Origin of the sequence: Modestobacter sp. I12A-02662 (genome assembly GCF_041028325.1) — a bacterium.
GTDB lineage: Bacteria > Actinomycetota > Actinomycetes > Mycobacteriales > Geodermatophilaceae > Modestobacter.
In genome coordinates, this window is sequence record NZ_JABGDE010000012.1 from 61,002 (window position 1) to 85,478 (window position 24,477).

Genomic DNA, 24,477 nt, shown 5'->3' on the forward strand with positions numbered 1-24,477 from the left:
CCGTACCCCCGCCACGGCAGCGGCACGCGCGCCGCGCCGGACGCTCCTGGCAGTGACGAGGCTCACTGCCGCCGGCCCCGGGGTCCGCCGCTACCGTCTGCCCACACGAGGAGGGCCGGCGCCGGCCGGCCCCCCCGACCGAGAGGACACCCCGTGTTCGAGAAGGTCCTGGTCGCCAACCGTGGTGAGATCGCCGTCCGCGCCTTCCGGGCGGCGTACGAGCTGGGCGCAGGCACGGTCGCCGTCTTCCCCCACGAGGACCGCAACTCCGTCCACCGGCTCAAGGCCGACGAGAGCTACGAGATCGGGGAGCCCGGGCACCCGGTGCGGGCCTACCTGGACGTGCAGGGGATCGTCCGGGCCGCCCGCCGGGCGGGGGCCGACGCCGTCTACCCCGGCTACGGGTTCCTGTCGGAGAACCCCGAGCTGGCCGAGGCGTGCGCGGCCGCGGGCATCACGTTCGTCGGGCCGTCGGCGGAGGTGCTGGAGCTCACCGGCAACAAGGCGCGGGCCATCGCGGCCGCCCGGGAGGCCGGCCTGCCGGTGCTGACCTCCACCGAGCCCACCGCCGACGTCGACGCGCTGCTCGCCGCGGCCGGGACGATCGACGGGCCGGTCTTCGTCAAGGCGGTCGCCGGCGGTGGCGGGCGCGGCATGCGCCGGGTCGACGACCGGGCGCAGCTGCGCGGGTCCATCGAGGCGGCGATGCGCGAGGCCGAGTCCGCGTTCGGGGACGCGACGGTCTTCCTGGAGCAGGCCGTCGTCGACCCGCGGCACATCGAGGTGCAGATCCTGGCGGACGGCGCCGGGAACGTGATCCACCTCTACGAGCGCGACTGCTCGGTCCAGCGCCGCCACCAGAAGGTCATCGAGCTGGCACCCGCCCCCAACCTGGACCCGGCGCTGCGGGAGCGGATCTGCGCCGACGCCGTCGCGTTCGCCCGGGCGATCGGCTACAGCTGCGCCGGCACCGTGGAGTTCCTGGTCGACCCGCAGGGCCGGCACGTCTTCATCGAGATGAACCCGCGCATCCAGGTGGAGCACACGGTCACCGAGGAGGTCACCGACGTCGACCTGGTGCAGAGCCAGCTGCGGATCGCGGCGGGGGAGACCCTCGAGGACCTGGGGCTCACCCAGGACGCGATCGTGCTGCGCGGCGCCGCGCTGCAGTGCCGGATCACCACCGAGGACCCGGCCAACGGGTTCCGCCCGGACACCGGCCGGATCACCGCCTACCGCTCGCCGGGCGGCGCGGGGGTGCGGCTCGACGGTGCGGCGACCCTCGGCGCGGAGGTCGGCGCGCACTTCGACTCGATGCTGGTGAAGCTCACCTGCCGCGGCCGCAGCTTCGACCTCGCCGTCGTCCGGGCGCGCCGCGCGGTCGCCGAGTTCCGCATCCGCGGGGTGGCCACGAACATCCCGTTCCTGCAGGCGGTGCTCGACGACGCCGACTTCCGGGCCGGCCGGGTGACGACGTCGTTCATCGAGGAGCGGCCGCAGCTGCTCACCGCGCGCTCCTCGGCCGACCGGGGCACCAAGCTGCTCACCTACCTGGCCGACGTGACGGTCAACCGGCCGCACGGCGAGCGCCCGCACCTGGTCGACCCGGTGAGCAAGCTGCCGCGCGTGGACCTGGACGCCGACCCGCCGGCCGGGTCCCGCAACCGGCTGCGCGACGTCGGACCCGAGCGGTTCGCCGCCGACCTGCGGGCGCAGACGGCGCTCGCGGTCACCGACACCACGTTCCGGGACGCCCACCAGTCGCTGCTGGCCACCCGGGTGCGCAGCAAGGACCTGCTCGCCGTCGCCGGGCACCAGGCCCGGCTGCTGCCCGGCCTGCTGTCGATCGAGGCCTGGGGCGGCGCCACCTACGACGTGGCGCTGCGGTTCCTGCACGAGGACCCGTGGGACCGGCTGGCCGCGCTCCGCGAGGCGGTGCCCAACGTCTGCCTGCAGATGCTGCTGCGCGGCCGCAACACCGTGGGCTACACGCCCTACCCGGAGCAGGTGACGACGGCGTTCGTGCAGGAGGCGGCGAGCACCGGCATCGACGTCTTCCGGGTCTTCGACGCGCTCAACGACGTCGGCCAGATGCGGCCGGCGATCGACGCCGTCCGGGGGACCGGGACGGCGGTCGCCGAGGTCGCGCTCTGCTACACCGGCGACCTGTCCGACCCGGCCGAGCGGCTGTACACCCTGGACTACTACCTGCGGCTGGCCGAGCAGATCGTCGACGCCGGCGCCCACGTGCTGGCGATCAAGGACATGGCGGGCCTGCTGCGCGCCCCCGCCGCCGCGACCCTGGTGAGCGCGCTGCGGGAGCGGTTCGACCTGCCGCTGCACCTGCACACCCACGACACCCCCGGCGGGCAGCTGGCCACGCTGCTCGCGGCCTGGCAGGCCGGCGTCGACGCGGTGGACGGCGCCAGCGCCGCGCTGGCCGGCACCACCAGCCAGCCCGCGCTGTCCAGCATCGTCGCGGCCACCGACCACACCGACCGGGCGACCGGCCTGGACCTGCGGGCGGTCAACGACCTGGAGCCCTACTGGGAGGCGGTGCGGCGGGTCTACGCGCCGTTCGAGTCGGGGCTGCCCGCCCCCACCGGCCGGGTGTACACCCACGAGATCCCCGGCGGGCAGCTGTCCAACCTCCGCCAGCAGGCGATCGCCCTCGGCCTGGGCCAGCGGTTCGAGGAGGTCGAGGGCATGTACGCGGCCGCCGACCGGCTGCTCGGCCACCTGGTGAAGGTCACGCCGTCGTCCAAGGTCGTCGGCGACCTGGCGCTGCAGCTGGTCGGCGCCGGGGTCTCGGTGGACGACTTCGCCGCCGAGCCCAACCGCTTCGACCTGCCCGACTCCGTCGTCGGCTTCCTGCGCGGCGAGCTCGGCGACCCGCCCGGCGGCTGGCCGGAGCCGTTCCGCTCCAAGGCGCTGGAGGGACGGCGTCCCGCCGAGCCGCCGGCCGAGCTGACCGACGAGGACCGCGACGGGCTGGCGAAGGAGCCGCGGCGCACCCTCAACCGGCTGCTGTTCCCCGGGCCGACCAAGGAGTTCGAGCAGCACCGCGACACCTACGGCGACACCTCCGTGCTGCCGAGCAAGGAGTTCCTCTACGGGCTGCGGTCGGGCACCGAGCACTCGGTCGACCTGGAGCCCGGCGTCCGGCTGCTGATCGGCATCGAGGCGGTGTCCGACGCCGACGAGCGCGGCCTGCGCACGGTCATGTGCACGATGAACGGGCAGCTGCGGCCGGTGTCGGTGCGGGACCGGTCCGTCACGTCCGACGTCCAGCCGGCGGAGAAGGCCGACCGGAACGACCCCGACCACGTCGCCGCGCCGTTCGCCGGCGTGGTCACGCTCTCGGTGTCCGAGGGCGACGAGGTGGAGGCCGGGGCGCCGATCGGCACCATCGAGGCGATGAAGATGGAGGCGGCGATCACCGCCCCGCGGGCCGGGGGCGTCAAGCGGGTGGCGATCAGCCCGGTGCAGCAGGTGGAGGGCGGCGACCTGCTCGTCGTCCTGGGCTAGGGCGTCAGCCGGTCCGCCAGCAGGCCCCCGGCGGCCGCCCGGTCGCCGGTCACGGTCAGCCGCGGGTCGTCCAGCGGGGTGCGCCGCCACAGCAGCTGGGCGACGGCGAGGTCCGGGCCGGCCACCTCGGCGACCGGCGCGGCGCCGAGCACCCAGGTCGCCGTGGGCGTGGTCAGCCGCACTCCGACGGCGGGCGCGGGCATCCGGCCCAGGCGCACCTGCCGGGGCTGCATCGTGTCGACCACCTCGGCCACGCAGTCGGCGGCCACGGCCGCGTCCGCCTCGAGGGGGACGCCGACCGCCGCGGCCAGGTCGAGGCGGTGCACGAAGGTCTCGTGCAGCTGCCGGCGGGCCCACCAGGCGGCGGTGCCGGGACCGGCGAGCGTCGGGCAGGGGCGGGCGGCATCGGCCAGCGCGGCGCGCACGTCCGCGGCGGCTGCCGCGTAGTCGGGAGGACCGGCCTCGTCGTCGTCCTCGTCCGGGATGGCCGCGTCCGGCGGGAGCCGGGCTGCAGCGGCCGCCCACCGGTGGATGCCGGTGAGGTGCCGCACCAGGTCGGCCACCGTCCACGGCGCGCAGGCCGGCACCGGGAGGTCCGCGTCGGCGGTCGTGGCGAGCGCGGCGAAGGCCTCCTGCTCGACGGCCAGGGCGGAGAGGTGGTCCAACGCGGAGGTCACCGGGGGAGCATGCCGTCCGCAGGCCGGCCGGGACAGCCGCCCGGTCCCGGCGACTCCTCGGCGTCACATGCGCGGAGTAGGAAGACCCGGTGACGTCCGCACCCCGCACCGTGAGCCGCTCGTCGGGCTCCGGGCACCTGCTCGCCCAGCTGTCGGCACCGGTCCGCCGGTTCCTGCGGACCGAGGCGTCCAGCGCGGCCCTGCTCGTGCTCGGCACGGTGCTCGCGCTGGCCTGGGCCAACTCGCCCTGGGGCGGCTCCTACGACGGGTTCTGGCACACCGAGCTCACCCTGCGGCTGGGATCCGCCCAGGTCAGCGAGGACCTGCGGCACTGGGTCAACGACGGCCTGATGTGCTTCTTCTTCTTCCTGATCGGCATGGAGGTCCGCCGCGAGCTGAGCATGGGGGAGCTCACCCAGCGCAGCCGGCTGTCGGTGCCCGCCCTCGCGGCGATCGCCGGTCTGGTGCTGCCCGCGCTCATCTACTTCGCGATCAACGCCGGCGGCCCGGGCGCGCACGGCTGGGGCATCCCGATGGCCACCGACACCGCGTTCGTGCTCGGGGCCCTCGCCCTGGTCGGGCAGCACACCCCCACCCAGCTGCGGGTCTTCCTGCTGTCGCTGTCGGTCGTCGACGACATCGGCGCGCTCACCGCCATCGCGGTCTTCTACTCCGCGGACATCGACCTGCTCGCGCTGGCGATCGCGGCGCTGTGCATCGTGGCGTTCCAGCTGCTCACCCGGCTGCGGGTGTGGCGCGGGCCGGCCTACTTCGCGGTCGGCGTGGTGATGTGGCTGGCGATGCACGCCTCCGGGGTGCACGCCACGATCGGCGCCGTCGTCCTGGGCCTGCTGGTCAGCGCCTACCCGCCCCGCCGGGACGAGGTGGAGTCCGCGGGCAGCCTGGCCCGCGCGTTCCGGCAGTCCCCGGACGTCGTCCTGGCCCGGCGGGCGAAGCTGTCGGTGGAGCGGGCCATCTCGCCCAACGAGCGGATCGGCGCGCAGCTGGTGCCGTGGAGCAGCTACGTCGTCGTCCCGGTGTTCGCGCTGGCCAACGCGGGGGTGCAGCTGAACACGGAGCTGCTGGGGCGCGCGCTGACCTCACCGATCACGATCGGGGTCTTCCTGGGGCTCGTCGTCGGCAAGCTGCTGGGCATCGGGCTGGCCGCCACGCTCGCGGTCCGGACCGGGATGGGGCAGCTGCCGCCGGGGGTCTCGCTGTCCAGCGTGTGGGGCGGCGCCGCGCTCTCCGGCCTGGGCTTCACCGTCTCGCTGTTCGTCACCGACCTGGCCTTCGAGGACCCGGTGCTGCGGGAGGAGGCGATGGTGGGGGTGCTGTCCGCCGCCGTCGTGGCCGCGGCGCTCGGCTCGGTGTGGTTCTGGCAGCTGGGACGCCGGGCGCCCCGGCCGGACACGACCGGGCCGCACCGGCTGGAGCCGCCGGTCGACCCGGCCGTCGACCACGTGCGCGGCCCGGTCGACGCGCCGCTGGACCTGGTCGAGTACGGCGACGTGGAGTGCCCGTTCTGCGGCCGGGCCACCGGCGTGGTCGAGGAGCTGCGCCGGCGGTTCGGCGACGACCTGCGCTACGTCTTCCGGCACCTGCCGCTGCCCGACGTCCACCCGCACGCCGAGCTCGCCGCCGAGGCCACCGAGGCCGCGGGCGCGCAGGGCGCGTTCTGGGCGATGCACGACCGGCTGTTCGCCCACCAGGACCAGCTCGAGGCCGACCAGCTGCTCGACCACGCCGCCGCGCTCGGGCTGGACCTGGGCCGCTTCGCCGAGGAGCTCGGGCAGGGCACCCACGCCGGGCGGGTCCGCGCGGACGTGGCCCGCGCCGAGGCCAGCGGCGTCCGGGGCACGCCGACCTTCTTCGTCAACGGCGTCCGGCACGACGGCCGGACGACGACGGAGGCGCTGGCCGCCGCCCTGCTGGCCACCGACCCGCGGGGGCCGGACCACCACCCGCTGCCCGAGCCGGAGCCCGCCGGGCCGACCCGCGCGGCGGTGCTGGTCTCCCCGGCGGTGGCCCTGCCCAGCGTCGAGGGCTACGCGGAGACCCCCGGGGACGGCACCTCCCCGCGGCTGTCCGAGGAGCACCTCGCGGCGCTGCGCCGGGTGGGCCGGCGGATGAGCACCACCGAGGGGCAGGTGCTGCTGCGCTCGGGCCAGGCGGAGTTCGATTTCTTCGTCGTCCTCTCCGGCCGGGTGGCCGTGGTCGAGGGCCCGCTGGAGGGCCTCGCCGACGGCCGGCGCCCGCACGTCATCAGCATCAACGGGCCGGGGCGCTTCTTCGGCGGGCTCAACATGCTGGCCGGGCAGCGGCCGGTCCGCTCGCTCGTCGTCGCGGCGCCCGGCGAGGTGCTGGTGATCACCCTCGAGCAGCTGCGGGCGGTCTTCGCCCGCAACCGGGAGCTGGGGGAGCTGATCACCCGCTCGTTCCTGCTGCGCCGCGCCATGCTGATCGGCCAGGCCAGCGGCCTGCGGGTGGTCGGTGACCGGCGCTGGCCGGCCAGCGCCGAGCTGCGGCAGGTCCTCACCGACGAGGGGATCGCCCACCAGTGGCTCGACCCGGCCGACGACCCGGTGGCGCGCCGGATCCTGGCCGAGACCGGCCAGGACGGGGGGACGGTGCCGGTCGTGCTGGGCCCGGACGGCCGGGTGCTGGTCGAGCCGACCCGCGAGGACCTGGTGCGGTTCGCCACCGCCTCCCGGGACCTGACCACGACCTGACGGGCGCTCAGCGGTCGAGGTGAGCAGGTCAGCTGCGCATCTCGGCGAGGAAGCCGGTCATCTCCGAGCGCAGCGTCTCGGCCATCTGCGACAGGCCCGGGGACGTCGCGCCGGCGGTGCCCGTGCCGTCCACCGCGGCGGTGATCCCGTCGGCGACCCCGGTCATGTCCGCGACCGTCGTCCCCACGGTGTCCATCACCTCGGCGACGTCGTCGCAGGCGGTGCGCACCGACTCGACCTGGGTGGTGACCCGCGCGGTCTGGTCGGCGAGGTCCTTGACCTCGGAGGCGACCACGGCGAAGCCCTTGCCGGCCTCCCCGGCGCGGGCGGCCTCGATGGTGGCGTTGAGCGCGATCAGCCGGGTCTGCGCGGCCACCGCGTCGATCAGCGCGATGACCTCCTTGATCTCGGTGGAGGACCGGTTCAGCGAGGCGATCGTCTCCCGGGCCCGGGCGACCTCGCTGCTCGCCGTCGCGGCCGCGCCGGTCAGCCCGGCGGCGGACGCGCTGAGCTCGGTGGCCGCCGTGGCGAGCTGCTCGGACATCGAGAGCACCACCGACTCGAACTCGTCGGCGAGCGTGAGCCGGGTGCTCCGGGCCTCGGCGACCCGGGTCGTCGAGGAGTGCATGACGTCCCCCGCGTCGTTGAGGATCCCCGCGCCGCGACGGAACGCCCCGCACAGGCCGCGCTGCAGCACCCGGCGGTGGAACCGGCCCTGGGCCGCCGAGGTGAGCGCCGCGCCGGCCTCCCGGACGAAGGTGTCGGAGACGTCGAGCAGCTGGTTGACGCCGTCCTGCAGCTCGCGCAGCTCGGGGACCTCCCGCGAGCCGGCCACCGCGCGGCTGCGGGCCTCCAGGTCGCCGGCCGCGGCGTCCCGGCACACCCGGCTCACCTCGCGCACGAACGCCCGGTAGACCGCAAGCTCCTCGCTCGCCGACGGGGACGCCGCCGAGCGGGCGGACAGCAGCCCCATCTCAGGACCCTCCCCGGGCGATCAGCGACCAGACGAACTCGTCGTAGGACAGGCCCTGCTCGGCGAGCACCGAGGAGAGGAGGGCGACCCGCTGGTCCCGCGCCGTCCTGGTCACCGTTGCCGCCGACGTCATCGGTGGTCCCCCTCCGTGGAGCACTGCCACCGCTCCTCATCGGCAGGGCGCGGGCGGATGGGACCTGATCGTGCCTCGGCGGTCACGGAACGCGGCCGGGGGGCCGCCACGGAGTTCCCCGTCGACGCTCGTGCTCTGAGTGCCGGGCGCACTCAGAGCACGACGACCGCCGGACAGGAGTGCCGCTCCCGGGGGTGGGACGCGACCGGGCAGGGCACCTAGCGGCCCGGCTGCTCCCAGGCCGCCCGGTGGTCGATGGTGTGCGGGACGAAGTAGGACAGGTTGTCGGTGATCAGCCCGTCCGACTCGCGGATGCCCAGCCCGGCCGCCTCGCCGTCGACCACCCAGGTGCCGAGCACGGGGTGGTGCGGACCGTCGGGCCCGGCGAAGTCCGGCAGCGGGCACAGCTGCTGCAGCACCCAGCCCTCGGCCCCGTAGCGCCCGCCCTGCTGGGCGAGCACGTCCCCGCCCGGGCCGACCAGCTCGATGTTGTTGCCCTCGCGGCCGAGCAGCGGTTTGCGGGCGAACCCGGTCGCGTCGAGCTCGGCGGCGCGCGGGTCGTCGCCGAAGAACGCCGGCAGCAGGTGCCGGGAGACCACCGGGTCGTTCTCGTAGCGCTGCCACAGCACCGGCAGCAGGCCCTTGGTCGACCACAGCGTCTTCCAGATCGGCTCGATCCAGGCGGTGTCGCCCCACCGCAGGTCGGCGACGACGGAGGGCCCGTACTCGTCGGCCAGCAGCCACTCCCAGGGGTAGAGCTTGAAGACGACCTCGAGCCGGTTGCCCCTGGGGTCGTAGAACCGGGCGTCGCCGGTGTCCAGCCCGATCTCCTCGGTGGTCATCACCACCGCCTCGTAGCCGGCCCGCTGCACGCAGTCGGCCATGTAGGCGACGGTCATCCAGTCCTCACCGCTGGGGTCGCCCTCGGTCCACGCCAGGTGCACCCGGCGGGGACGGCGGCCGAAGTGCGCCTCCCACCGCGACAGGTTCCGCTGCCACGCCGCCACCAGCCGGTCGTCGAGCTGGTTCCACTGGTCGCGGCCCTGCCCGGTCTCCAGGTGCCAGGCCCACTGCACCACCGCCGCCTCCACCAGCGAGGTGGGGGTGTCGGCGTTGAACTCCAGCAGCCTGGGCTCGCCCGCGCCGTCCCACCACAGGTCGAACCGGCCGTAGATGCTCGGCGGCTCGGCGTCCCAGCTGGCGCGGACGACGTCGCGGGCGTCGCGCGGGATCCGCAGCCGGTCCAGCAGCCGCTCGTCGCCGAGTATCACGTCCCCGGCCTCGACGCAGGCGGCGAACAGCAGCTCGGTGGCGTCGGCGAGCCGGTCGATCTCCGCGGCGGAGAAGTCGTAGAAGACGTCCTCCCGCCAGTAGGAGCGGACGTCGCCGTCGGGCAGCGAGGTCTTGTTGTAGACCAGGCCCTGCGACTCGATCTCGGCCTCCCAGCCGATCCGGGCCTTGCCGTACAGGCGCCTCACGAGCCGCCGCCACCCCCGCCGGAGCCGATGCCGCCGGAGATGCGGGTGCCCGAGGAGACCCGGCCGGAGCCGGGCATGCCGTTCCGGCTGCGGGCCGAGGAGTCCGCCGGGTTGATCCGCGTCGCCCCGCCCGTGTACTGCTGGGGGATCGTCTGCCCGACCGCGTACCGGTTGCCGCCGAACCCGCCGAGCAGGAAGAAGAACGGGAGGCCCCCGACGTAGCCGCCGTTGCGCTCGGCCTCCTCGCACTGCTCCTCGTCGACCACCCGGTCCTGCTCGTCGACGCAGTAGACGGTCCGCGCCTCCTGCTCGTCCTCGCCCGTGCCGCAGGCAGCCAGGAAGCCCATGGCGGCGCCGGTCAGGCTGACCGTGCCGATGGCCGCCTTCACCCGGTTGCTCCTCGACGTGCTCACGTCCGCGCTCCTCGTCTGGGGGCCGCCATCCTGTCGTACTGACGTCCATCCTCACAGCACCGTTCCCGGGGCCGCCGCCACGGTGCCCCGGCACGTCGGCCGGCGGGGCGGACGGAGTGCCGACCGATGAGTTCGGACGCGGCCGCCGGTCCGAGGGGGGACGGGCCGGACGACGGCCCCCCACGCCGGCCGCCGTGCCGCGCCGACCCGAGGGAGCACACCCCGTGCGCATGATCTTCGTCAACCTGCCGGTCACCGACCTGGACCGCGCCAAGGCCTTCTACGCCGCGCTCGGCTTCGAGAACAACGCCCAGTTCACCGACGAGACCGCGGCGGCCATGGTCATCGAGGAGAACATCGTGGTGATGCTGCTGACCCGGGACAAGTTCAACAGCTTCCTGGCCGGGCCGGCCGGGGACCCGGCGGAGGCGACCGCCGTCCTGAACGCGATCTCCGCCGCCAGCCGCGAGGAGGCCGACGACCTGCTGAGCCGGGCGCTGGACAACGGCGGCAAGCCGTGGCGGCCGGCCCAGGACCACGGGTTCATGTACGGCACGAGCTGGGCCGACCCGGACGGCAACGTCTGGGAGGCGGTCTGGATGGACCCCGCCGCGGTCGAGGGCTGACCGTCGGCGGGCGGGCCGGCGCGGGGCACCCGTTACCTTCCCCCGGTGCCCCGCGCCCGTCCCTCCGTCGGCTACGCCCTCACCGTCGGCGCCGCCGGCCTGTTCGCGGTCAACGGCACCGTCTCCACGCTCGCCCTCCAGGCCGGGATCCCGGCGACCCGGCTGACCGCGCTGCGGTGCACGGGGGCGGCGGTCGCCCTCGTGGTCGCCCTCGCCGTCGTCTCCCCGCGCCGGCTCCGGATCAGCTGGGCCGAGGTCCCCCTCGTCGCGGCGTTCGGCGTGATCGGCGTGGCCCTCACCCAGTTCCTGTACTACGTCGCGATCGGCCGCCTGCCGGTCGGCATCGCGCTGGTGTTCGAGATGACCGCGCCGGTGTTCATCGCCCTGTACGTGCGGCTGGTGCGCCGGGAGCAGGTGCGCAGCCGGGTGTGGGTGGCGCTGCTGCTGTCCCTGTCCGGGCTGGTGCTCGTCGCGCAGGTCTGGCAGGGCGGCGGCTCGCTGGACCCCCTCGGTGTCGCGGCCGGGCTGACCGCCGCGCTGTGCCTGGCCACCTACTACCTGCTGGGTGAGCGGGGCACCGCCGACCGCGATCCCGTGGCCCTGACCGCCTGGAGCTTCGTGGCCGCCTCGGTGTTCTGGGCCGTCGCCGCACCGTGGTGGGAGTTCGACCCGGGGGTGCTCGCCGAGGCGGTGCCGGTCTCCCTCGGCGACCTGCGGCTGCCGGTGGGCGCGCTCGTGCTGTGGATCGTGCTGCTCGGCGCCGTCGTCCCGTTCTGGCTGTCCCTCGCCGCGCTGCGGCACCTGCCCCCGACCACCGCCGGCCTGGTCGCGACCGTCGAGCCGGTGCTCGCCTCGATCGTCGCCTGGCTGTGGGTGGAGCAGGTGCTCACGGCCTGGCAGATCGCCGGGGGCGTCGTCGTCCTCACCGGCATCGCGCTGGCGCAGACCGCGCGCGCCGCACCGGCCACGGTGGTGCCGGAGGCCGTGCCCAGCTGATCAGCGGTCGGGCGGCTGGTCGCCCAGGGACGACGGGTCGTCGGGGACGTCGACCGCCTGTGACCGCAGCGCCTCGAGCGGCACGACCTCCAGGGCCCGGGCGTTGGTGGACGCCAGGACCACGCCGGCCGGGGCGCCGGCCTCCAGGGCCTGCAGCCAGCGCGCCGCGACCACGCACCAGCGGTCCCCGGGGCGCAGCCCGGGGAAGTCCCACTCCGGGCGCGGGGTGACCAGGTCGTTGCCCAGCCGGCGCTGCAGCTCGAGGAACTCGGCGGAGACGACCGCGCAGACGGTGTGGCTGCCGGCGTCCGCCGGGCCGCTGCGGCACGAGCCGTCCCGGGTGAAGCCGGTCATCGGGTCGGTGCCGCAGGGCTCGAGCGGTCCGCCCAGCACGTTGCGTGCCTCGCCGGAGGGCTCCATGCGCCGATCATCGCGCCGCCACCGCCGGTCGTGCACCTCTGAGTCGCGCGCCGCCGATCCGGCCCGCAGGCTGGACGGGTGCGGGTACTGGTGACCGGGGCGTCCGGCTTCGTGGGCAGCAGGCTGGCGACGGCCCTGGACGACGCCGGCCACGAGGTGCTCGGTATGACCCGCAACCCCGAGCGCTACCGCGGGGCGGGCCGCCCGGTGCGCGGCGACGTGGCCGACGAGGGGTCCCTGCGGGCGGCGCTGGACGGGTGCGCGGCGGCCTACTACCTGGTGCACTCGCTGGCCGCCGCAGACTTCGCCGCCCGGGACGCCGCCGCCGCGCGCGCCTTCGCCCGGGCCGCCGCGGCGGCCGGGGTCGGCCGGATCGTCTACCTCGGCGGGCTGGGCAACGACGCCGACCAGCTCTCCCCGCACCTGCGCAGCCGCCGGGAGGTGGAGGGCCTGCTGGCCGAGGGCGGGGTGCCGGTCACGACGCTGCGCGCGGGCATCGTGGTCGGCCACGGCGGCATCTCCTGGGAGATGACCCGCCAGCTCGTGGCCCACCTGCCGGCCATGGTCACCCCGCGCTGGGTGCACACCCGGACCCAGCCGATCGCCATCGCCGACGTCGTGCGCTACCTGGTCGGCGTGCTGGAGGCACCCGAGGCGGCGGGGCGGGCCTTCGACGTCGGCGGGCCGGAGGTCCTGGAGTACGTCGAGATGCTGAAGCGGCTGGCCGAGATCCAGGGCCGGCGGCTGCTCATCGTCCCCGTCCCGCTGCTGAGCCCGCAGCTGTCGTCGCGGTGGCTGTCGCTGGTGACCGACGTGGACGTGCAGACCGGCCGGTCGTTGATCGACTCGATGACCAACGAGGTCGTGGTGCGCGACGACGCCATCCGGCGGGTCGTGCCGTTCGAGCCGATGGACTACGACGACGCCGTGCTCACCGCCCTGGGGGAACGCGCCCGGGCCCGCCGGGCCGCCCGTCAGGGGCGGCCCGCCGGGCGGACCCGGTGACCCGCGCCCGACGCCGGCTCGGAGCCGCGCTCGTCTCCGACGACGAGCTCACCCGGCTGCTGGCCCGGCTGCCGTCGTGGCTGGTGGACAAGGTCCCCCGCGACCACCGTGAGTCCGATGAGGCCTTCCGCCGCCGGCGGCGGGTGACCGCCGGGGTGTCCGTGGCCGGGGCCGGGCTGCTGGGCGTGTCACTGGCGCAGAAGCCGGACTCCCCGGCGTTCTACGGGCTCACGCTGGGGGTGGCCGGCACCTGGGTCGCCGGTGGACTGGCGTCCGGGCCGCTGCACCTGGGCTGGGTGCAGACCCCGTCGGCCACCCTGCGCCGGCCGCTGCTCACCCCGGTGCTGGCCGGCGTGGGCGCCTTCGGGCTGTTCTACGGCGCCGCGCTGGTGGCCCGGCGCATCCCGCCGCTGGACGCCGCGATCTCCCGGGTGCTGCGGTACGCCCACCAGGGGACGCCGGCCCTCGTCCTCACCACGACGCTGGCCAACGGCATCGCCGAGGAGGTCTTCTTCCGCGGCGCGCTCTACGCGGCAGTCGGTGCCGAGGCGCCGGTGCTGAAGTCCAGCGTCGTCTACACCTTGGCCACCGTGGCCACGCGCAACCCGGCGCTGGTGCTCGCCTCGGCCCCCATGGGGTTGCTCTTCGCGCTGCAGCGCCGGGCCAGCGGCGGCATCCAGGCCCCGGTGCTCTCGCACCTGACCTGGTCGGTGCTGATGCTGCGGTTCCTCCCCCCGCTGTTCCGCGACCGCCCGTCGATCGCCGTACCGACGCCCGCCGAGAGCGGCTGAGCGGCCGGGCTGACGCGCGCGGCGGCCGGATGGCATGCTCACGCGCTGTGACCACGAACCGGCCCCTCACCCCACCGTGCGTCACGCCCGCGCGGTGAGCTCCGGACCCGGCACCCGCCAGGAGCGGGAGGCGGCGGTGCGGGCGGCCACCAACGCCGTCGTCACCACGATCGACCCGCCCCTGCCGCACGCCGCCGACGGGCCGCTGGCCGGCGTCCGGGTCGGCGTGAAGGACAACATCGACACCGCCGGGGTGCTGACCACCTGCGGCTCCCGGTTCTTCGCCGACCGGGTGCCCGACGCCGACGCGGTCGTGGTCACCCGGCTGGTGGAGGCGGGGGCGGAGGTCGTCGCCAAGCTCAACCTGTCGGAGTTCGCCGTCGGCATCACCTCGCAGAACTCCGCGTCCGGGCCGGTGCGCAACCCCTGGGACCTCACCCGGGTGCCGGGCGGTTCGAGCGGCGGATCGGGCGCCGCGGTGGCCGCCGGCCTGGTCGACGTGGCGCTGGGCACGGACACCGGGGGATCGGTGCGGCTCCCCGCGGCGGCCTGCGGGGTGACCGGGCTGCGCCCGGGGATCGCCGTGGTCCCCGACGCCGGCACCTTCCCGATGTGCGACCTGGTCGACACGATCGGCCCGCTCGCCCGGACCGTCGAGCTGGTCGGCCGGGCCTTCTGCGTGCTCGCCGGGCGCCCGGCGCGCCACCTGCAGCCGGCGCTGCCGGCGCGGATCGGCGTGCCGCGGCTGTGGTTCGACGACCTCGACCCGGGCGTGGAGGCGGTGGTCGCGGCGGCGGCCCGGGTGTTCGCCGACGGCGGTGCCGAGCTGGTGCCGGTCGAGGTGGCCGGGATCAGCGCTGCCCAGGACGTGCTCTACACGATCGTCTACTCCGGCCTGGCCGACCTGCACGGCGAGCGGCTGGCGCGTCCGGAGCTGTTCCAGGCAGACACCCTCACCCGGATGCGGGTGGGCAGCCGGGTCAGCGAGGGCGACCGGGTGGCGGCGCTGGAGGCCCGCGCGGAGTACCAGCGGGCGGTCGACGAGGTCTTCGAGCACGTCGACGTCCTGCTCACGCCCACCCTGCCGGTCGACGTCCCCCGCGCCGCCGACGGGGACGACGTGCTGGCCACCACCCGCCGGCTGATCCAGCTGACCGCCCCCTGGTCGCTGCACTCCGGCCCGACGCTCGCCCTGCCGGTCGGCCGGCACCCCGGCTCCGGCATGCCGGTGGGCGCCCAGCTGACCGCGCCGGTCGGCGGGGAGGACCTGCTGCTGGACGCCGGCGCCTGGTTCCAGCAGCGCACCGACTGGCACACCGCCCTCCCGCCCTGCCGGGTGGGCTGAACCGTCCGCCGGCGGGTGGGCCGGTCAGACCGGGTCGCCGGTGCGGGGGGCGCGGATGGTCACCGTCGTCCCCTCCGGGCCGGGGACGGCGGTGACGTCGGCGAAGGCGCTCATCAGGGTCGAGCCGCGGCCGCGGTCCATGCTGGGTACCCGCTCCCGCCACTGCCCGGTGTCCCGGACGGTGATGAGCACCGCGCCCCCGCCGGCCTCGGCGGTCACCTCGACGAAGGGCTCGGTCGGCTCCTGCGCGTGCTCGACGGCGTTGGTCACCGCCTCGCACGCGGCCAGCAGCAGGTCGTAGGCGAGGTCCTCGTCCAGCTCCACCTCGGCGAACAGCCGGCGCAGCGCCCGGCGCAGCGCCGCGACCGACTGCGGCACCGATGGGAAGCGCCAGCGCTCCCGCCGCACCTCCGGCGACGGCGGTGGTGCGGGCACCGCAGGGGGCCGGCTGGCCGGGACCAGCGCGCGCACGTCGGCGGTCGGCGGGAGGACGGGAGCGGACGGCGCCACCACCCCGGTGTCCCGCGGCGGGGCCGGTTCGCGGCCGTGCGTGGCGCGCTCGACGGCCACCCGGACCCGGGCGATGAGCTCCGCCGCCCGGAAGGGCTTGGCCAGGTAGTCGTCGACGCCGGCCGCGAAGCCCTCCACCGCGGCCTCCTGCCCGGCGCGGGCGGTCAGCATGACCACCGGGATCGAGCGGGTCGCCGGGTCCGCGCGCAACCGGCGGAGCAGCTCGAAGCCGTCGACCCGCGGCATCATCACGTCGGTCAGCACGACGTCGGGGAGCTCCTCGGCGACGCTCGCCAGCGCCTGCTCGCCGTCCGCGCACACCCGGACCCGCCACAGCGGGGACAGCAGCCGGGTGACGTAGTCGCGCATGTCGGCGTTGTCGTCGACCACGAGCACGGTCGCGGTCGCCCCGGCCGGCGCCGCCGGCTGCTCCGGCGGGGCGACGTCGTGCTCCCACACCTCGGCGGTGCCCCGGGCGGCCTCGGACGGCACGGCGGGGACATCGCCGGCGACGTCCGGGCGGCCGTACGGGACGGCGACGGCGAAGGTGCTCCCCGCGCCCGGCGCGCTGGTCACCGAGACGGTCCCGCCGTGCAGCGCGACCAGCTCGCGCACCAGGGCCAGCCCGATCCCGGTGCCCTCCCGGGTCCGGGCCACCGATCCCGGCACGCGGTGGAAGCGGTCGAACACCAGGGGCAGCTCCTCGGCGGGGATGCCGATGCCGGTGTCGGTCACGGTGAGCACGAACTCGTCCTCCGTCCCGCGCAGCAGGACCTCGATGGTGCCGACGAAGGTGTACTTGACCGCGTTGGACAGCAGGTTGAGGACGACCTTCTCCCACATCCGCGGGTCGACGGCGGCCGGCCGCGGGAGCGGCGGGCAGTCGACGGTCAGCCGGAGCCCGGCCCGCTCGGCGGCGGACCGCAGCACCCCGGCCAGCTCGGCGGTGAAGCCGGCGACGTCGGTCTCCACCCGCACGGCGGCCGCCCGGCCGGCCTCGATGCTGGCGAAGTCCATGAGGTCGTTGACCAGCCGCTGCAGCCGCTGCCCGTTGCGCACCGCCAGCGCCAGCTGGTCGCGGACCGCGGGGGCCAGCGGCTGCGCGGCATCGGCGAGCACGTCGCTGAGCGGGCCGAGCAGCAGGGTGAGCGGGGTGCGGAGCTCGTGGCTGACGTCGGAGAAGAACGCCGTCTTGGCCCGGTCCAGCTCGGCGAGCGCCTCGGCCCGCCGCCGCTCGGCCTCGAAGGCCCGGGCGTTGAGCACCGCGGTCGTGACCTGGCCGGCCACGAGCTCCAGGAAGGTGCGGTACTCGTCGTCGAGCCGGCGGTTGGGGCTGATCCCGGTGACCAGCAACCCGACCCGCTCACCGGCCGGCCCGGTCAGCGGGAGCACCAGGGCGTCGGTCACCGGGTCCCGCCAGAAGCCGCCGACCAGGCCGAGGTCGGCGACCGGCCCGGGCAGCTCGGCCGCGTCCGTGACGCCGGCCGGCAGCTGCTCGGGGCGCACCCCGGCGGTCGCGGCGCGCTGCAGCCGGCCGGTCCCGGGGTCGTCGAGGTAGACCGCGGCGAAGGGCACGTCGAGCGGGTCCTGGCCCAGGACCCGGCCGAGCCCGGCGAGCGTGCCCGCCTCGTCGCCCAGGGCGGAGCCGGCGTCGGAGAGGTCCCGCAGCAGCCGCTGCCGGCGCTCGCCGAGCACCTCGCCGGTGACCTCGGTGCAGACCCCGAGCATGCCGCCGACCGAGCCGTCGTCGGTGAAGGCGGGCGCGTGCGAGACGGTGAAGTAGGTCTCCTCGCGGTAGCCGGCGCGCTCCAGCAGCAACGGCAGGCGGGGCAGCCAGGACGCCTCGCGGGTGGTGATCGCGCGGTCGACCGGCTCGGCCAGCGAGGCCCACCCCTCGGCGAGGGTCACCCGGATGTCCTCGCCGATCGCGGGGTGCTTGGCGCCGATGAACGGCGCGTACGCGTCGTTGTAGAACTGCGTGTACTGCGGTCCCCAGGTCAGCACCATGGGGTAGCGCGAGGCCAGCACGGTGCGGACGGCGTAGCGCAGGCCGGGTGACCACGACCCCACCGGCCCGACGGGGGTGGCCGCCCAGTCCAGCGCCGCCATCAGCCGTCCGGCGTCGCCGCCCCCGGCGAACAGGTCACCGGCCGGCGGACCGGACGGCGGCGCAGACGGCGGATCGAGGGCCACGCACACCTCCCACCGGTCTCGACAGCGCGCAGCGAGCCCCGGGCGGCCCCGCACGGGGACGCGCGGGGTCGCGGCCCGCGACCGGACCCGCGGGGTGCAACCTACCTGGCCGTCCCGGGGTGGGGGCCGGCCACCGGTTGGCCCGGGCCGGGTCCGGGCGGGTTGGATGGGCTCCGGCCCGCCGGGAGAGACCTGGCGCCGACCAGAGGAGATCCCCGTGGCAGAGCTGACCCGCCCCGACGTCGAGCCGCCGACCGGCCCCGCCCCGTCCGACCTGGTGATCGAGGACCTCGTCGAGGGGGACGGCACCGAGGCCACCGCGGGCAGCCTGGTCAGCGCCCACTACGTCGGCGTCACCCACGACGGCGGCGAGCAGTTCGACGCCTCCTGGGACCGCGGCGACCCGCTGGAGTTCCGGCTCGGGGTCGGCATGGTCATCCAGGGCTGGGACGAAGGCATCCAGGGCATGCGCGTGGGCGGCCGGCGCCGGCTGACCATCCCGCCGCAGAAGGCCTACGGCGACCGCGGGGCCGGCGGCGTCATCAAGCCCGGCGCGACGCTCGTCTTCGTGGTGGACCTCGTCGGCGTCCGCTGATCGGAGGCCCCGTGGGAGTGACCCCGGTCGCGGGCCGGAATCGGCCGGTCCGGGCACCGGTTGCGGCGGACGTGCAGGTCGAGGTCTGGTCCGACGTCGTGTGCCCGTGGTGCTACATCGGGAAGCGGAGGCTGGAGACGGCGCTCGACCGCTTCCCGCACGCCGACCAGGTCGAGGTGGTCTGGCGCTCCTTCCAGCTGGACCCGAGCATCCCCGAGGGCCACACCGAGGAGACGCTGCCGGCGCTCGCCGCGAAGTACGGCGCGAGCGTCGAGCAGATGCGCGGCACCATGGCGCGCGTCCAGGAGCTCGCGGCCGCCGAGGGGCTGGACTACGACCTCGCCGCCGGCGTCAGCGGCAACACGCTGCTCGCCCACGAGCTCGTCCACCTCGCCGCCTCGCACGGCCTGGGCGGGGCGATGGAGGAGCGGCTGCTGCACGCGCACTTCGAGGAGCGCCGGTCGGTGTTCGACGTCGAGTCCCTCGTGCCCCTGGCCGTCGAGGTCGGGCTGGACGAGGCGGAGGTGCGGGCCGCGCTGGCCGACCGCCGGTTCCTGCCCGCCGTCCGGGAGGACGTCGGCACCGCCCGCATGCTCGGCGCGACCGGCGTCCCGTTCTTCGTCGTCGACCGCACGTACGGCGCCGCCGGCGCGCAGCCGGCCGACGTACTGCTGCGCCTGCTCGAGCGGGCCTGGGCCGAGCGCGGCCCCGTCCAGGGCGCCGCTCCGAGCGTGCGCGGGGTGGGACGGACGGGGTCCGCCCGTTAGCGACGCAGGACGTCGGCGGTGAACGCGTGCAGGCGCTGCCGCAGGCCGGCGACCCGCTCCTCGGCCGCGAGGGCCTGCAGCTCCTCGTCGAGGGGCAGGGCCGTCGGCGGGACCTCGAGCACCCGGTGCGCGCAGTCGAGGTCGGCGCAGATGTAGGTGCCGACGGTGTTGCCGTTGCGCCCGGCCTCGCCGACCCGGCGGGCGGTGAACAGCGAGATCGCCGCGGCGGTCTGCACGGTGTGGCACAGCAGGCACATGGCCGAGCGGCGGCTGGACATCTTCGTGTCGGCGGCGCGGAGCGCCACCCCCACCGTCCGCCCCTCGTGCTCGTGCACCAGGTATCCGCGGAGTTCCGCCTTCGGGTCCCGCCAGCCGAGCACGTCGGCGTTCGCCCAGTCGAACGCGTCGAGGTCCCGGGGCAGCGCCATCGCCGCCGCCTCGCTGCGCGAGCAGTTGACCAGCGAACGGCGGATCGCGGCCTCGGTCAGGGCGAGCACGGGGACCTCCGGGGGACGGCGGGGCAGGAGCCGCCGGAGGTTACGGAACGCAGCCGGAGTGCCGCCACGGGGTTTCCCCGACGACGCTCGTGCTCTGAGTGCGGGGTGCACTCAGAGCACGAGCGTCCGCAGACACGGGTGCTACTGGGTGGCGGGGCCGCCGTGCTCGCTGCCGGCGAGCTTGGCGAGGAACTCGTGGCAGCGCTTGGCCCGCGCCGAGTCCTGCTCCATGACCTCGCGGAAGAACTGCGCCAGGTCGTCCAGGTTCGCGTTCTCGGCGTCCCGGACGTACTGGCCGTAGTCGTGACCGCCCTTCAACGCGTGGTACTGCACGGAGATCAGGTCGTAGGTGACGTCGGCGAAACCGGTCTCGCCAGTGGCCATGGCTGCCTCCTCGGAACGGGACGTGACGAGCGTCACACTAGCGCCGAGGCAGCTCGCGGGCAGCCGGTCAGGCGCGGTCGGCCGGTGGCGCCTCGCCGAACGCCCCGCCGGTGACGTCGCCGCCGCCGGCCTCGTCGGCCTCGGTCCGGGCGGAGGCCAGCTCGTCCTCGCCGCTGGTGACCGGGTCGTCCGCGGCCGAGGCGAGGTCCTCGCCCTGGCCGAGCGCGCCAGGGTCGGCCTGGGTGGTGCGGGGGTCGTTGAGCGGATCGGGCACGTCGGGGTCGGTGACGGTCATGGCCGTCGCTTGCCCCCCGGCCCGCCGGCCCAATCGCGCCATTGTAACTGGACCTCTACGTAAGTCCTCTGTTACACAGGCGGGGTGGACGCCCTGGCCGCGCTCGCCGACCCGATCCGGCGGGAGATCGTGACCCTGCTCGCCGCCGGCGAGCAGGGGGCCGGGGAGCTGGCCGGTCACTTCGCGGTGAGCCGGCCGGCGGTCAGCCGGCACCTGCGGGTGCTCCGCGAGGCGGGTCTGGTGCGCGTCCGGGCGGAGGGGCAGCGACGGGTCTACGCACTCGACCCCGGCCCGCTGTCCGAGCTGGACGCCTGGCTGGCCCCGTACCGGCGGCTGTGGGCGCAGCGGCTGGACGCCCTGGACACCGAGATGGCCCGCGGCCGGCGGGCCCGGGCAGAGGAGGACGGTCGATGACGGGACCGCGCGACGAGCGGCTGGGCCGGGTCACCGAGGTGCCCGAGGGGGTGCAGGTGCAGTTCCGGCGCAGCTGGCCGGACCCGATCGAGGACGTGTGGGCCGCACTGACCGAGGACGACCGGACGGCGCGCTGGTTCGGCAGCTACGAGGGCGAGCGGCGGGTCGGTGGCTCCGGCACCCTCACGATGACCCACGAGGGGGAGTCGGCCGGCGAGCCGATGCGGATCGTCGAGTGCGATCCGCCCCGCCGGCTCGTCGTCCAGTGGGAGTCCGAGCAGGCGTGGCGGATCCAGCTCGACCTGACCGAGGAGCAGGACCGCACCGTGCTCCTGTTCACCCAGGTCTTCCCCCCGGGCACCGACGCCGGCGACTACGTGCTGGGCTGGCACTGGTACCTCGACAAGCTCGGCGCCGAGGTGTCCGGCGGGGCGGGGCCGGGGAGCTGGGAGGAGTTCCTGGCTGCCCGCCGCCCCGCCTACGGCGGCTAGGCCTGGGCGGCCGGCTCGGTGCGCACCGGGTCCGGGCCGGTCCACGGGCCGAGCCGGTGCAGCAGCCGGTCGCGCGAGGCCAGCCGCGGGCCGGACTGGACCGGCCAGGTCGCGTAGGAGCCCCCGGTCAGCTCGCGGGCCACGTGCAGCGCGAGGTTCGGGTCGTCCTGCGCCTGGCGGGCGAAGGCGACCAGGTCGGCCTGGCCGGTCGCGACGACGGCCTCGGCCTGGTGCGGGTCGACGAGCAGGCCCACGGCCATGGTCGGGATCCCGGCCCGCTCGCGGATCGCGGCGGCGTAGGGCACCTGGTAGCCGTAGCCGATCGGGTGCTGCCACCCGGTGCCGATACCGCCGCCGGAGACGTCGACGGCGTCCACGCCGCGGGCGCGCAGCTCGCGGGCGAAGGCGATGGTGTCCTCCAGCGTGGTGCCGTCGCGGGACGCGTCGACCGCCGAGACGCGCACGACCAGCGGGAGCTCCTCGGGCCACACCGCGCGGACGGCGTCGACCACCTCGAGCGGGAAGCGCATCCGGTTCACCAGCGAGCCGCCGTACTCGTCGTCCCGGCGGTTGGTCAGCGGCGAGAGGAACTGGTTGAGCAGGTAGCCGTGCGCGGCGTGCACCTCCACCATCTCGAAGCCGGCGGTCAGCGACCGCCGCGCCGCGGCCACGAACGCCTCGCGGACGTCGGCGATCTCCGCGACGGTCAGCGGGTGCGGCGCCGGCCAGCCCTCGCCCATCGGCACACCGCTCGGCGAGACCGCCGTCCACGGCACGTCGCCCGGCCGGGCGTTCCCGGCGGTCACCGGGCCGTCGCCGTCCCACGGGCGCAGCGTGCTCGCCTTGCCGCCGGCGTGCGCCAGCTGGATCGCCGGCACGCTGCCGTGCTCGCGGAGGAACGCGGCGATCCGGGCCAGGCCGGGCACCTGCGCGTCGTCCCAGAGGCCGACGTCCCCGGGGCTGATCCGGCCCTCCGCGGTGACGCCGGTCGCCTCCACCATCACCAGGCCGAAGCCGCCCAGGGCGAAGCGGCCGAGGTGCACCAGGTGGTAGTCGCCGACCTGGCCGTCGGTGGCGTTGTACTGGCACATCGGGGCGACGGCGAGGCGGTTGGGCACCGTCACGCCGCGCAGGGTCAGGGGCTCCAGGAGTCGTCGTGTGGTCACGGTGGGCGACAACTGCCAGGCCGTCGGGTGACATCCCGCAGGGAGGTAGGTCACACTCCAGGTAGACGTCCTAGACGTAAGCGTCCCACGCTCCTAACCTGGCCCGATCCCCCCGGCTCCAGCGTCGTGGCCGGGGGGTGACGCATTCCTGGCGCCGCTGTGAGCGCCGCACCGACGGTCCCCCCAGGAGGAGACGCCGTGACTTCCGTGGCCATCCCAGGTCTCGACAACGCCCCGACGACCCACGCCCGCCTCCTCTCCTGGGTGCGGGAGATGGCTGAGCTGGCGACGCCGGACCAGGTGGTGTGGGTCGACGGCACCGAGGCGGAGTGGGCGCGGCTCACCCAGCGGCTCGTCGACGCGGGCACCTTCACCCGCCTGGAGAAGAAGCCCAACTCCTTCTGGTGCGCCTCCGACCCCGGTGACGTCGCCCGGGTCGAGGACCGCACCTTCATCTGCTCGGTCGACGAGGCCGACGCCGGTCCCACCAACAACTGGATGGACCCGGCCGAGATGAAGTCGATCATGACCGAGCTGTACCGGGGGTGCATGCGCGGCCGGACGATGTACGTCATCCCGTTCTGCATGGGCCCGGTCGAGGCCGAGAACCCGATGTTCGGCGTCGAGCTCACCGACTCCGAGTACGTCGTCGTCTCGATGCGGGTGATGGCCCGGATCGGCAGCCGGATCCTCGAGGCGATGGGCACCGACCGGCCGTTCGTGCCGGCCATGCACTCGCTCGGCGCCCCGCTGGAGCCCGGCGCGACCGACGTCCCGTGGCCGTGCAGCGACACCAAGTACATCGTGCACTTCCCCGAGGAGCGGGCCATCTGGTCCTACGGCTCCGGCTACGGCGGCAACGCCCTGCTGGGCAAGAAGTGCTACTCCCTGCGGATCGCCTCGGTGATGGCCCGCGACGAGGGCTGGCTAGCCGAGCACATGCTGATCCTCAAGCTGACCAGCCCGCAGCAGAAGAGCTACTACGTGGCCGCGGCCTTCCCGTCGGCCTGCGGCAAGACCAACCTGGCGATGCTGGAGCCGACCATCCCCGGCTGGAAGGTCGAGACCCTCGGCGACGACATCGCCTGGATGCGCTTCGGTGAGGACGGGCGCCTCTACGCCCTCAACCCCGAGTACGGCCTGTTCGGCGTGGCCCCGGGCACCGGCTGGGACACCAACCCGAACGCGATGCGGACCATCGACCAGGGCAACTCGGTGTTCACCAACGTCGCCCTCACCGACGACGGCGACGTCTGGTGGGAGGGGATGACCGAGGAGCCGCCGGCCCACCTGACCAGCTGGAAGGGCCACGACTGGACGCCGGACTCCGACGAGCCCTCCAGCCACCCCAACAGCCGGTTCTGCACCCCGATCACGCAGTGCCCGATCCTCGCGCCGGAGTACGAGGACCCGAGGGGCGTGCCGATCTCGGCGATCCTGTTCGGCGGCCGGCGCAAGACCACGATCCCGCTGGTCACCGAGGCGCGGGACTGGAACCACGGCGTTTTCATGGGCGCCACGCTCTCCTCGGAGACCACCGCCGCGGCCACCGGCGCGGTCGGTGTCGTCCGGCGTGACCCGTTCGCGATGCTGCCCTTCATCGGCTACCACGCCGGTGACTACATGGGCCACTGGGTGCAGACCGGCAAGATGCACGACTCCACCAAGCTGCCGCGCATCTTCTACGTGAACTGGTTCCGCCGGGACTCCGACGGCGGCTTCCTGTGGCCGGGCTTCGGGGAGAACAGCCGCGTGCTCAAGTGGGTCGTCGAGCGGATCGAGGGCACTGCGGCCGCCGAGGAGACCGCGGTCGGGCACGTGCCCACCGCCGACTCCCTGGACGTCTCCGGCCTGGACATGACCCCCGACCAGGTGCGGCAGGCGCTGGCCGTCAAGGCGGACGAGTGGCGCGCCGAGGTCCCGCAGATCACCGAGTGGTTCGAGAAGTTCGGCGAGAAGCTGCCCAGCACCATGTGGGACGAGCTGGAGATCCTCAAGAGCCGGCTCGCGTAGCGGGAGGAGCCGAGGTCCCGCCCCCCGACAGCGCC

23 protein-coding genes are annotated in these 24,477 nt (G+C 75.1%); 12 read left to right on the forward strand and 11 right to left on the reverse strand.

Going from position 1 to position 24,477, the window contains the following annotated elements; translation table 11 throughout:
* Nucleotides 1-153 precede the first annotated feature (153 nt).
* On the forward strand, nucleotides 154-3,528 hold the full coding sequence (locus HL189_RS17715; RefSeq protein WP_369135035.1) for a pyruvate carboxylase: 3,375 nt from the start codon (nucleotides 154-156) through the stop codon (nucleotides 3,526-3,528).
* Here the strand turns inward: HL189_RS17715 and HL189_RS17720 are convergent.
* The gene (locus HL189_RS17720) at nucleotides 3,525-4,205 is read right to left on the reverse strand and encodes a maleylpyruvate isomerase family mycothiol-dependent enzyme (protein WP_369135036.1); all 681 of its coding nucleotides are present in this window, start codon (nucleotides 4,203-4,205) and stop codon (nucleotides 3,525-3,527) included. The genes HL189_RS17715 and HL189_RS17720 overlap by 4 nt on opposite strands.
* Nucleotides 4,206-4,294: 89 nt before the next feature.
* Here HL189_RS17720 and nhaA point away from each other — a divergent pair, with 89 nt between their 5' ends.
* A complete protein-coding gene (nhaA, locus tag HL189_RS17725; protein WP_369135037.1) occupies nucleotides 4,295-6,937 on the forward strand; it encodes a Na+/H+ antiporter NhaA in 2,643 nt (880 codons plus the stop codon).
* Nucleotides 6,938-6,965: 28 nt separating this feature from the next.
* On the opposite strand, the gene HL189_RS17730 is transcribed toward nhaA, so the two are convergent.
* The 4 genes from HL189_RS17730 to HL189_RS17745 all read right to left on the reverse strand — a co-directional run bounded on the left by HL189_RS17730 (nucleotide 6,966) and on the right by HL189_RS17745 (nucleotide 9,934).
* Entirely contained in the window at nucleotides 6,966-7,910 is a 945-nt protein-coding gene (locus HL189_RS17730) for a methyl-accepting chemotaxis protein (RefSeq protein WP_369135038.1), read from the reverse strand.
* 1 nt (nucleotide 7,911) lies between these two features.
* Nucleotides 7,912-8,043 carry a hypothetical protein gene (locus tag HL189_RS17735; RefSeq protein WP_369135039.1) on the reverse strand — a complete coding sequence of 44 codons (132 nt, stop codon included), beginning with the start codon at nucleotides 8,041-8,043 and terminating at the stop codon, nucleotides 7,912-7,914.
* A 218-nt stretch (nucleotides 8,044-8,261) separates the two neighbouring features.
* Nucleotides 8,262-9,521 carry a glutathionylspermidine synthase family protein gene (locus HL189_RS17740; protein ID WP_369135040.1) on the reverse strand — a complete coding sequence of 420 codons (1,260 nt, stop codon included), beginning with the start codon at nucleotides 9,519-9,521 and terminating at the stop codon, nucleotides 8,262-8,264.
* Nucleotides 9,518-9,934 (reverse strand): hypothetical protein, encoded by a 417-nt coding sequence (locus HL189_RS17745; protein ID WP_369135041.1) that lies wholly within the window; start codon nucleotides 9,932-9,934, stop codon nucleotides 9,518-9,520. The genes HL189_RS17740 and HL189_RS17745 overlap by 4 nt, the downstream gene beginning before the upstream one ends.
* 230 nt (nucleotides 9,935-10,164) lie before the next feature.
* Between HL189_RS17745 and HL189_RS17750 the strand changes: the two genes are divergently transcribed.
* Complete coding sequence (locus HL189_RS17750) at nucleotides 10,165-10,560, forward strand: VOC family protein (RefSeq protein WP_369135042.1); 396 nt, start codon at nucleotides 10,165-10,167, stop codon at nucleotides 10,558-10,560.
* A 45-nt stretch (nucleotides 10,561-10,605) separates the two neighbouring features.
* Nucleotides 10,606-11,556, forward strand: coding sequence for a DMT family transporter (locus HL189_RS17755; protein ID WP_369135043.1), 951 nt, complete (start codon nucleotides 10,606-10,608; stop codon nucleotides 11,554-11,556).
* On the opposite strand, the gene HL189_RS17760 is transcribed toward HL189_RS17755, so the two are convergent.
* Nucleotides 11,557-11,976, reverse strand: coding sequence for a DUF2237 family protein (locus HL189_RS17760; RefSeq protein WP_369135044.1), 420 nt, complete (start codon nucleotides 11,974-11,976; stop codon nucleotides 11,557-11,559).
* Nucleotides 11,977-12,054: 78 nt separating this feature from the next.
* Between HL189_RS17760 and HL189_RS17765 the strand changes: the two genes are divergently transcribed.
* The 3 genes from HL189_RS17765 to HL189_RS17775 all read left to right on the forward strand — a co-directional run bounded on the left by HL189_RS17765 (nucleotide 12,055) and on the right by HL189_RS17775 (nucleotide 15,117).
* The gene (locus HL189_RS17765) at nucleotides 12,055-12,981 is read left to right on the forward strand and encodes an NAD(P)H-binding protein (RefSeq protein WP_369135045.1); all 927 of its coding nucleotides are present in this window, start codon (nucleotides 12,055-12,057) and stop codon (nucleotides 12,979-12,981) included.
* On the forward strand, nucleotides 12,978-13,772 hold the full coding sequence (locus HL189_RS17770; protein ID WP_369135046.1) for a CPBP family intramembrane glutamic endopeptidase: 795 nt from the start codon (nucleotides 12,978-12,980) through the stop codon (nucleotides 13,770-13,772). The genes HL189_RS17765 and HL189_RS17770 overlap by 4 nt, the downstream gene beginning before the upstream one ends.
* A gap of 94 nt (nucleotides 13,773-13,866) precedes the next feature.
* Complete coding sequence (locus HL189_RS17775; RefSeq protein WP_369135047.1) at nucleotides 13,867-15,117, forward strand: amidase; 1,251 nt, start codon at nucleotides 13,867-13,869, stop codon at nucleotides 15,115-15,117.
* Between the two features lie 24 nt (nucleotides 15,118-15,141).
* Here HL189_RS17775 and HL189_RS17780 read toward each other — a convergent pair whose 3' ends face one another.
* Nucleotides 15,142-17,820: an ATP-binding protein gene (locus HL189_RS17780; RefSeq protein ID WP_369135048.1), complete on the reverse strand. Its 2,679-nt coding sequence runs from the start codon at nucleotides 17,818-17,820 to the stop codon at nucleotides 15,142-15,144.
* Nucleotides 17,821-18,037: 217 nt separating this feature from the next.
* Here HL189_RS17780 and HL189_RS17785 point away from each other — a divergent pair, with 217 nt between their 5' ends.
* Nucleotides 18,038-18,415, forward strand: a complete 378-nt coding sequence (locus tag HL189_RS17785) for an FKBP-type peptidyl-prolyl cis-trans isomerase (RefSeq protein WP_369135049.1) — start codon at nucleotides 18,038-18,040, stop codon at nucleotides 18,413-18,415.
* Between the two features lie 11 nt (nucleotides 18,416-18,426).
* Nucleotides 18,427-19,182, forward strand: coding sequence for a DsbA family oxidoreductase (locus HL189_RS17790; RefSeq protein ID WP_369135050.1), 756 nt, complete (start codon nucleotides 18,427-18,429; stop codon nucleotides 19,180-19,182).
* On the opposite strand, the gene HL189_RS17795 is transcribed toward HL189_RS17790, so the two are convergent.
* The 3 genes from HL189_RS17795 to HL189_RS17805 all read right to left on the reverse strand — a co-directional run bounded on the left by HL189_RS17795 (nucleotide 19,179) and on the right by HL189_RS17805 (nucleotide 20,358).
* Nucleotides 19,179-19,679: an FBP domain-containing protein gene (locus HL189_RS17795; protein ID WP_369135051.1), complete on the reverse strand. Its 501-nt coding sequence runs from the start codon at nucleotides 19,677-19,679 to the stop codon at nucleotides 19,179-19,181. The two genes, HL189_RS17790 and HL189_RS17795, sit on opposite strands and share 4 nt — an antisense overlap.
* Before the next feature lie 141 nt (nucleotides 19,680-19,820).
* Nucleotides 19,821-20,063, reverse strand: coding sequence for an acyl carrier protein (locus HL189_RS17800; protein ID WP_369135052.1), 243 nt, complete (start codon nucleotides 20,061-20,063; stop codon nucleotides 19,821-19,823).
* A gap of 67 nt (nucleotides 20,064-20,130) precedes the next feature.
* Complete coding sequence (locus HL189_RS17805) at nucleotides 20,131-20,358, reverse strand: hypothetical protein (protein ID WP_369135053.1); 228 nt, start codon at nucleotides 20,356-20,358, stop codon at nucleotides 20,131-20,133.
* Nucleotides 20,359-20,442: 84 nt separating this feature from the next.
* On the opposite strand from HL189_RS17805, the gene HL189_RS17810 reads away from it, so the two are divergent.
* Together HL189_RS17810 and HL189_RS17815 are read left to right on the forward strand one after the other, a co-directional pair.
* Nucleotides 20,443-20,772 carry an ArsR/SmtB family transcription factor gene (locus HL189_RS17810; protein WP_369135054.1) on the forward strand — a complete coding sequence of 110 codons (330 nt, stop codon included), beginning with the start codon at nucleotides 20,443-20,445 and terminating at the stop codon, nucleotides 20,770-20,772.
* Nucleotides 20,769-21,263 carry an SRPBCC family protein gene (locus tag HL189_RS17815; RefSeq protein ID WP_369135055.1) on the forward strand — a complete coding sequence of 165 codons (495 nt, stop codon included), beginning with the start codon at nucleotides 20,769-20,771 and terminating at the stop codon, nucleotides 21,261-21,263. The genes HL189_RS17810 and HL189_RS17815 overlap by 4 nt, the downstream gene beginning before the upstream one ends.
* On the opposite strand, the gene HL189_RS17820 is transcribed toward HL189_RS17815, so the two are convergent.
* Entirely contained in the window at nucleotides 21,260-22,429 is a 1,170-nt protein-coding gene (locus HL189_RS17820; RefSeq protein WP_369135056.1) for an NADH:flavin oxidoreductase/NADH oxidase, read from the reverse strand. The genes HL189_RS17815 and HL189_RS17820 overlap by 4 nt on opposite strands.
* 198 nt (nucleotides 22,430-22,627) lie before the next feature.
* Here HL189_RS17820 and HL189_RS17825 point away from each other — a divergent pair, with 198 nt between their 5' ends.
* Nucleotides 22,628-24,442, forward strand: coding sequence for a phosphoenolpyruvate carboxykinase (GTP) (locus tag HL189_RS17825; protein WP_369135057.1), 1,815 nt, complete (start codon nucleotides 22,628-22,630; stop codon nucleotides 24,440-24,442).
* Nucleotides 24,443-24,477 lie beyond the last annotated feature (35 nt).

Excerpts from the sequence above, each read along its gene's own strand:
- HL189_RS17805 (WP_369135053.1), bottom strand. The coding sequence starts at position 20,358 with ATGACCGTCACCGACCCCGACGTGCCCGATCCGCTCAACGACCCCCGC.
- HL189_RS17750 (WP_369135042.1), top strand. The coding sequence starts at position 10,165 with ATGATCTTCGTCAACCTGCCGGTCACCGACCTGGACCGCGCCAAGGCC.
- HL189_RS17735 (WP_369135039.1), bottom strand. The coding sequence starts at position 8,043 with ATGACGTCGGCGGCAACGGTGACCAGGACGGCGCGGGACCAGCGGGTC.
- HL189_RS17760 (WP_369135044.1), bottom strand. The coding sequence starts at position 11,976 with ATGGAGCCCTCCGGCGAGGCACGCAACGTGCTGGGCGGACCGCTCGAG.
- HL189_RS17815 (WP_369135055.1), top strand. The coding sequence starts at position 20,769 with ATGACGGGACCGCGCGACGAGCGGCTGGGCCGGGTCACCGAGGTGCCC.
- HL189_RS17730 (WP_369135038.1), bottom strand. The coding sequence starts at position 7,910 with ATGGGGCTGCTGTCCGCCCGCTCGGCGGCGTCCCCGTCGGCGAGCGAG.
- HL189_RS17800 (WP_369135052.1), bottom strand. The coding sequence starts at position 20,063 with ATGGCCACTGGCGAGACCGGTTTCGCCGACGTCACCTACGACCTGATC.